The organism is Mycobacterium sp. E3247 (assembly GCF_001667785.1).
In the GTDB taxonomy this organism is placed as follows: Bacteria; Actinomycetota; Actinomycetes; order Mycobacteriales; family Mycobacteriaceae; genus Mycobacterium.
In genome coordinates this window covers 1-7,923 of sequence record NZ_LZJG01000246.1, presented here as the reverse complement: position 1 = coordinate 7,923, position 7,923 = coordinate 1, and the positions used below count along the sequence as shown (strand labels likewise).

6 protein-coding genes and 1 pseudogene are annotated in these 7,923 nt (G+C 69.7%); 3 read left to right on the top strand and 4 right to left on the bottom strand.

Annotated features, from left to right (window positions below; genetic code table 11):
- The 3 genes from A9X04_RS13180 to A9X04_RS13170 all read right to left on the bottom strand — a co-directional run.
- The coding region (locus tag A9X04_RS13180) for a 4Fe-4S dicluster domain-containing protein (RefSeq protein ID WP_369828956.1) at window positions 1-656 on the bottom strand (656 nt) is incomplete at its 3' end.
- A 1-nt stretch (window position 657) separates the two neighbouring features.
- Window positions 658-4,365 carry a nitrate reductase subunit alpha gene (locus A9X04_RS13175; RefSeq protein WP_067920976.1) on the bottom strand — a complete coding sequence of 1,236 codons (3,708 nt, stop codon included), beginning with the start codon at window positions 4,363-4,365 and terminating at the stop codon, window positions 658-660.
- A 377-nt stretch (window positions 4,366-4,742) separates the two neighbouring features.
- On the bottom strand, window positions 4,743-5,147 hold the full coding sequence (locus A9X04_RS13170; RefSeq protein ID WP_067920975.1) for a (deoxy)nucleoside triphosphate pyrophosphohydrolase: 405 nt from the start codon (window positions 5,145-5,147) through the stop codon (window positions 4,743-4,745).
- Window positions 5,148-5,171: 24 nt separating this feature from the next.
- On the opposite strand from A9X04_RS13170, the gene A9X04_RS13165 reads away from it, so the two are divergent.
- A complete protein-coding gene (locus tag A9X04_RS13165) occupies window positions 5,172-5,456 on the top strand; it encodes a 4a-hydroxytetrahydrobiopterin dehydratase (protein WP_067920973.1) in 285 nt (94 codons plus the stop codon).
- Here A9X04_RS13165 and A9X04_RS13160 read toward each other — a convergent pair.
- Complete coding sequence (locus A9X04_RS13160; protein WP_067920979.1) at window positions 5,453-6,676, bottom strand: mannosyltransferase; 1,224 nt, start codon at window positions 6,674-6,676, stop codon at window positions 5,453-5,455. The two genes, A9X04_RS13165 and A9X04_RS13160, sit on opposite strands and share 4 nt — an antisense overlap.
- Window positions 6,677-6,856: 180 nt before the next feature.
- On the opposite strand from A9X04_RS13160, the gene A9X04_RS13155 reads away from it, so the two are divergent.
- Together A9X04_RS13155 and A9X04_RS13150 are read left to right on the top strand one after the other, a co-directional pair.
- Window positions 6,857-7,519, top strand: a complete 663-nt coding sequence (locus tag A9X04_RS13155; RefSeq protein WP_067920971.1) for a hypothetical protein — start codon at window positions 6,857-6,859, stop codon at window positions 7,517-7,519.
- Window positions 7,519-7,923, top strand: a pseudogene (locus A9X04_RS13150) (hypothetical protein); the annotation flags it as partial. The gene A9X04_RS13155 and the pseudogene A9X04_RS13150, both read left to right, overlap by 1 nt.

Sequence of the window (7,923 nt, the reverse complement as noted above, 5' to 3'; positions counted from 1 at the left end):
CGCCAGCCGCGGCAGCGGTCCTGGTCGACCAGCACGATGCCGTCCTCGCTGCGCTTGTACATCGCGCCCGACGGGCACGACGCCACGCACGAGGGGTTGAGGCAGTGCTCGCAGATGCGGGGCAGGTAGAACATGAAGGTCTCTTCGAGCGCGAGTTTGACGTCCTCGTTGACCTTCTTCAGGATCGGGTCGCCGGACAGAATCTCCGGTGAGCCGGCCAGGTTGTCGTCCCAGTTCGGTCCCCAGGAGATCTTCATGGGCTCGCCGGACAGCAGGCTCTTGGGCGCGGCGGTGGGGAACGTGTCGCCCGCGGGGGCGGTGGTCAGGTTCTCGTAGTCGTAGGTCCACGGCTCGTAGTAGTCGTCGATGATCGGCAGCCGGGGGTTGGCGAAGATGCGCAACAACTTGTGGATGCGGCCGCCGTCGCGCAGCCGCAGCCGCCCCTTCTTGTCGCGTATCCAACCGCCGCGCCACCGCTCCTGGTCCTCGTAGGTGCGCGGATAGCCTTGCCCGGGCCGGGTTTCGACGTTGTTGAACCACACGTACTCGGTGCCGGACCGGTTGGTCCACGCCTGCTTGCAGGTGACCGAGCAGGTGTGGCAGCCGATGCACTTGTCGAGGTTCATCACCATCGCCAGCTGCGCCATTACCTTCATGTCAGTACGTCACCTCCTGGCTGCGACGGCGCACCACGGTGACCTCGTCGCGCTGGTTGCCGGTCGGTCCCATGTAGTTGAAGGCGAACGCGTGCTGGCCGTAGCCCCCGGCGAGGTGGCTGGGCTTGATGCGGACGCGGGTCAGCGCGTTGTGGTTGCCGCCGCGCTTGTTGTTGGTCTCGGTGCGGGGGGTGTCGACCGTGCGCTCCTGCACGTGGTAGACGTACACCACCCCGTCGGGCATGCGGTGGCTGACGATGGCCCGGCACACGTAGATGCCGTTGGCGTTGACCGCCTCGACCCAATCGTTGTCACGGACTTGGAGTTTGGCCGCGTCGCCGGGGCTCATCCACATCGTCGGGCCGCCCCGGGACAGCGACAGCATGTAGAGGTTGTCCTGGTAGGTGGAGTGGAACGACCACTTCGAGTGCGGCGTCAAATACCGGACCGTCAGACCGATTCCGCCGTTACCGTCCGGGGTGGGGCCGAGCTCCGGCTGGCCGAACAGCCGCGTCATGTCCAGCGGCGGGCGGAACACCGGCAGGTGCTCGCCGAGCTCCTCGACCCAGTCGTGGGCCAGGTAGAAATGCATCCGCCCGGTGAGCGTGTGGAACGGCTTGAGGTTCTCGATGTTGATGGTGAACGGCGCGTAGCGGCGCCCGCCGGTTTCGCTGCCCGACCACTCGGGGCTGGTGATCACCGGGACCGGACGCGCCTGGGTGTCGGCATAGCTGATGCGCCGCTCTTCACTGCCCTCGGCGAGGTGGGCCAGCCGCTGGCCCGTCCGCTTCTCCAGCTCGCGGAAGCCCTCGACGGCGAGCCGGCCGTTGGTGGTTCCGGACAACAGCAGCAGCACGTCGGCCATCCGCGCGGCGGTGGTGATGGCCGGACGCCCGGCCGCCGCACCGGAATTCATCACGCCGAACTTGGCCGCCAGCTCCTCGACCTCCCGGAACGGATGCACCGTGATGCCCTTGGTGGTCACCCCGAACGTGTCGACCAGCGGGCCCAGGGTCTGCCACTTGTCATAGATGGCGCCGTAATCGCGTTCCACCACCGTGAGTTTGGGCATCGTCCGCCCGGGCACCGGTGTCGCGCCAGTGTGCAACCAGTCCTCTTCCGTGCCGTCCGGATAGGCCATCGCGTCCGGCGTGTCGTGCTGCAGCGCGGTGAGGACCACGTCGCTGCGCGTGCCCAGGTGCCGCTTGGCCAAACCGCTGAAGGCACGCGCGATCGCACCGAAAGCCTCGAAATCCGAACGGGTTTCCCACGGCGGATCGGTCGCGGCGCTGAACGCGTGCACGTACGGGTGCATGTCGGTGCTGGAGATGTCGGCCTTCTCGTACCAGGTCGCCGCCGGCAGCACGATGTCCGACACCAGGGTCGTGGAGGTCATCCGGAAGTCGATCGACATCATCAGGTCGAGCTTGCCCTCGGGGATGTCGCCCTGGCACACCACGTCGGCGGGGGGTATCCCGTCGGCCGGCGGCTCGGCCTGGACGTTGGAATCGGTGCCGAGCAGGTGGCGCAGGAAGTACTCGCCGCCCTTGCCCGACGATCCGATCAGGTTGGCCCGCCACACCGTCAGCACCCGCGGCCAGTTGACCGGATTGTCGGGGTCGGTGACGGAGAGCTTGAGTTTGCGGTCGCGGAGCTGCTCGGCGACGTAGTCGGCGACGTCGCGCCCGGCGGCGCGGGCCTCGTCGGCGACGTCCAGGCTGGACCGGTCGAACTGCGGATAGAACGGGCTCCAGCCCATCGCCGTCGCCGAGGCCAGCAGGTCCATGGTGTGCTTGCCCGCGAACCGGCCACGGCCCAGGGGGCTGGCCAGCTTGTCGGCCCCGTAGCCGTCGTAGCGCCACTGGTCGGTGTGCGCGTACCAGTAGGAGGCACCCGGCACCTGTCGCGGCGGGCGCACCCAGTCCGTGGCCATCGCCATCGTCTGAAACCCGGTGAGCGGGCGCACCTTTTCCTGGCCGACGTAGTGGGCCCAGCCCCCGCCGTTGCGCCCCATCGAGCCGGTCAGCATCAACAGCGCGAGCACCGCCCGGTAGATCGCGTCGCCGTGGAACCACTGGCAGATCCCGCTGCCCATGATGATCATCGACCGGCCGCCGGATTCCTCGGCGCTGCGGGCGAATTCGCGGGCGACGCGAATGGCCTGCGCGGCCGACACACCCGTGATCGCCTCCTGCCACGCCGGCGTGTTCTGCTGGGTCGCGTCGTCGTAGCCCGTGGGCCAGTCACCGGGCAGCCCCGGGCGTGCCACCCCGTACTGGGCGAGCATCAGGTCGAACACGGTGCAGACCAGGTGCTTGCCGACCCGGCGCACCGGCACGCCGCGGGCGATGGTGGCGCCCTCGCCGTTGACCGTGTCGAAGCTCGCCAGGTGCACAAGCGCGGTGGCGCCGTCGCCGTTGGCGCCGTGCGGGTCTCGCACGCTCAGCGCCGGCATCAGGCCGCCGAGGTCGAGATTCCACTTCCCGACGCCGTCCTCGCCGTAGCGGAACCCCAGGGACCCGTGCGGGACGGCAACGGAATTGCTAGCCTCGTCGAACAACGCCGGCTTGAGCGCCGCGTTCTCGACCGCCTCCCCCAGGTCCGCCGCGGTCAGATTCTTGCCCGGCACCAGCATGTCGCCGCGCTCTTCGAGCTTGATCAGGAACGGCAGGTCGGTATAGCGGCGCGCGAAGTCGGCGAAGAACGGAACCTCCTTGCGCACATAGCATTCGGAGAGGATGACGTGGCCCATCGCCATGGCCAGCGCCCCGTCGGTGCCGGCCGCGCACGGCATCCACTCGTCGGCGAACTTGGTGTTGTCGGCGTAGTCCGGGCTGACGGTCACCACCTTCGTGCCGCGGTAGCGCGCCTCGGCCATCCAGTGCGCGTCGGGGGTCCGGGTGATCGGCACGTTGGAGCCCCACATCATCAGATACGCCGCGTCCCACCAGTCCCCCGATTCGGGGACGTCGGTCTGGTCGCCGAACACCTGCGGTGAGGCCACCGGCAGGTCGGCGTACCAGTCGTAGAACGACGTCATGGGGGCGCCGATCAGCTCGAAGAACCGCGAGCCGGCGGCGTAGGACACCATCGACATGGCCGGGATCGGGGAGAACCCGGCGACCCGGTCCGGGCCGTATTCCTTGATGGTGTGCACGTGGGCGGCGGCGATCAGCTCGGTGGCCTCGGCCCAGGTCACCCGGACCAGGCCGCCCTTGCCGCGGGCCCGCTGATAGCGACGGCGGCGCTCGGGGTCGGCCTGAATGTCGGCCCAGGCCAGCACCGGATCACCCAAGCGCGCCTTGGCTTCCCGATACATCTCGACCAGCACGCCGCGGGCGTACGGGTAGCGCACCCGGGTGGGCGAGTAGCTGTACCAGGAGAACGACGCCCCGCGGGGACACCCGCGCGGCTCGTATTCCGGGCGGTCCGGGCCCACCGACGGATAGTCGGTCTGCTGGGTCTCCCAGGTGATGATCCCGTCCTTGACGTAGATCTTCCAGGAGCAGGAGCCGGTGCAGTTGACCCCGTGGGTCGACCGCACCACCTTGTCGTGGCTCCACCTGTCGCGGTAGAAGACATCGGCCTCCCGGCCGCCCCGCCGCGTCACCGTGCGCAGGTCCGCCGAGAACTCGCCGGGCGTGAAGAACCTCCCGCTGCGCTCCAGTAACTCCTCGAGCGCTCCACCAACGTGTGGTGTGACAGTCAACAGGTACCCCTTCTCGTCCGTGGTGCCTCGAGTCGTGCGCGGGCCGTTGCTTCGACCGCAGCTGCGTGACGGTGGACCGTGTCGAGTGGCCCGTCATCGGTATCGGCGGCGCGCGTCCGCAAGCCGGCACCGGGCGCGGCAGACGGGTCTCGCACCTCCGCCGCGCGCGGCCTGTCAACGAACAATCGTCTTGTCAGCATGAGGTTTTGTGGGCCTGGAGGCGCCCGGCGCCTCCACCGCGACCGCGGGACGATGGATCGCTACCGCACTTCCAGGTCAAGTCGTTTACTACAAGTTCACGTTTGCGTTATATCTCAAGTTCACCTTGGCGACCTTCTGCGTCGCTGAATGTCAGCTGCCGGAAGGCTGTGGACTTGTTATGAGGCGGCCGTGGACAGCGTCCGCACCAGGTCAGGGACCCAGGCGCGGTCGGCGGGCACCCAGTCGACACCGGGCAGCTCGGCGGCCGTCACCCAGCGCACCGCCCGGTGGTCGCGGGCGTGCGGTTCACCACCGATCAGCCGCACGCGGTAGGCGCGCAGCGTCATGCCGTCCAGCGCGATGTCCTCACCCAGCCGGTCGCCCACCGCGACGTCGCCGGCCGTCAGGCCCAGCTCCTCGCCGAGTTCGCGCGCCAGCGCGCCCCGCTCGGTCTCACCGGGCGCCACCTTGCCGCCGGGCAGCTCCCAGCGGCCTGCCAACTCCGGCGGGCGGACGCGCTGCGCCACCAGGACCGCGGCGCGGCGGATGATCGCGCCGGCGACGACGATCTGGGTCGGCATGGCCAGACGGTATACGGTCGGGGCATGGCTGTGTTAACGGACGAGCAGGTGGACGCCGCACTGCCCGATCTCAACGAATGGGAGCGTGTCGAGGGCGCGTTGCGCCGCTCGATCAAGTTTCCGAGTTTCCTCGCCGGCATCGATGCGGTGCGCCGGGTGGCCGAGCACGCGGAAAGCAAGGACCACCACCCGGACATCGACATTCGTTGGCGGACGGTCACTTTCGCTCTGGTCACGCACTCCGAGGGCGGTATCACCGACAAGGACGTGGCCATGGCGCGCGACATCGACGAGATCGTCGGCGGCTAGCCCTTCAATCCGGCGCGCCGGCCGGTGGCGGCGATCCAGACGAGGGTGGCCACGGCCGCCAGGATGTAGGCCAGGCCGGCCCAGGCCAGATACCACGGCCGGCTGACCTGCCAGATGGTCGGCTGGGCGAAGAGCAGCAGCCACGGCACGCCGACGATGGTGAGCGCAAGCCAGCCCCCGCCCACGATCCGGGCGCCGGGGCGCTCGCGCGGCGGCCCGTGAATCGCCCAGATCATCAGCGGCACCACCCACACCCAGTGATGGCTCCAGGAGATCGGGGACAGCAGCAGCCCGAACAGCTCGACCACCAGCAGCCTGCCCAGCCGATCCGAGGGCTCCAGCGCCCGCCACGCCAGGACGGCCAGGACCGCCGTGACCGCGATGGCGGCCAGGACCGGCGGCCCGAAGCCGGCGTCGTAGCCCAGGATCCGGGAAATGCCGCCGCGCCAGGATTGATTGATCGACGTGGCGATGGGCCCCACGCGGTGCGCGTCGCCCAGCAGCTTCGTGAAGTAGTAGCGGGTCTGATCGCCGACAACCAGGACGGACACGCCGACGGTGCCGAGGAATACCACGAAGGAGAAGGCCGCCGCGGCCCAGCGCCGCACGCCGACCAGATAGACCCCGGCGATCGCGGGCGTCAGCTTGATCCCGGCCGCCACGCCGACCAGTAGCCCCGACAGCCACCAGCGCGCGGTCAGCGCCGCCCCCAGCACCGCGACCATCAGCAGCACGTTGACCTGTCCGTAGTCGAAGGTGCTGCGCAGCGGCTCGATCCAGATCGCGACCGCGGTCCACACCATGGCCGTGCGGTGGCCATCGTCGCCGGTCGCAACGCCCATCAACCGCTGGCTGATCCGGATCGCCGCGTACAGGGCGGCCATCGTCGCGATCTGCCACGCGAAGGCGACCACGCCGAACGGCAGCAGGCTCAGCGGATAGAAGACGACCGCCGCGAAGGGCGGGTAGGTGAACGGCAGCGGGAAGTCCGGCGTCTGGTCGGCGTAGACGTAGCTGTACAGCGTGCCGGGATGGTTGATCGCGGCGGCCCCGCCGAGGTAGACGTGCAGGTCGACGAAGTTCGCGCCGTGGGGCGTCAGATAGGTCCAGGCGAGCCGCGCGGCGACGCTGGCGGCCAGCAGCGCGGGCGCCGCCGCCCGCAGCAGACCCGCGATCCGCCGGCGCGGGGGGACCGCCGGGGGGGCCGAGGTGGTGTCTATCCGCCCGACTTTAGCGACGGCCGGGGCCCGCGCGGTATCGGCAGGCCTGGTCGCGGCCCGTCGGTCACCGCCGTCACTCGTATCAATAACGATCAAATAAATGCCACACGTGTCACTTGAGTCCCATCAGTATCAACGTAACTTCGGCGGCGGACCCGTTTTCCACAACCAGGGAGAGTCATGCCAACCATCTGGACTTACATGCGTGCAGCGGCCGTCGTCGTCGGTTCGTCCGCAGCCCTACTCACGGGCGGTATCGCCCACGCCGACCCGGTGCCGGCCCCGCCCATTCCGAACATTCCGCAGCAGCTGATCAGTTCGGCGGCCAACGCGCCGCAGATCCTGCAGAACCTCGCCACCGCCCTGGGTGCGACCCCGCCGGCCGCACCCGCCGCTCCGGGTATCACCTTCCCGGGCGTTCCGTCCGCCGCCGCGACGTCACCGGCGACGTCGGCCGGCGTGCCCTCGATTCCCGGGTTGCCGCAGGCGGCGACCCCGTCCGCGCCTGCAACGACGCAGGGGCTGCAGGGCCTGATTCCGGGTCTGACGCAGCAGGCACCCGCGGCACCCGCCGCCCCGGCCACGTCCCCCATTCCCGGACTGCCGGCCATCCCGGGGCTGTCGACGCCGACCGCCCCCGCCACACCGCCGGCCCCGCAGATCCCGCAGGCCAAGGTCGATATGCCGGCGTTCCTGCCCAACCTGCCGGTCAACATGCCTGCGCAGATGACCCTGCCGCAGGACCTGCCGGCACTGGCCGGGGCTCCCGCCGCGCCGGCCGCACCGGCCGCACCGGCAACCGGGGCCAACCCGGTCGCGCCGTTGCTCGCCGCCCTGCCCTGATCAGTTCGCCAGACAGCCAACGCCACCACCTAACGACCGGAGGACACACCGTGGCAACCACTTGGAATCTGTCCAAAGGTTTGGCCGCTGTCGTCACGGCATCGGCTGCCGCGTTCGGGCTCTGCCCGAGCGCGGCAGCCGATCCGGCGGCGCCGCAACCGAACTCGACTCAAGAACTTCCGGGCCTGCCGGCGCTCTCGCAGCTGAGCCCGATCATTCAGCAGGCGGCCGGCAATCCGGCGCAGGCGACTCAGCTCCTCATGGCCGCCGCGCAGGCCTTCAGTCACAACCAGGGCGCGCCCACCGAATCCCGCAACGTGGCCGCGTCGGTGAACCAGTTCCTGGCCGAGCCCGGCGCGGCCCTGCCGGACGGCTCACCGGTGCCGCACGTGCCGCCGGCCGGC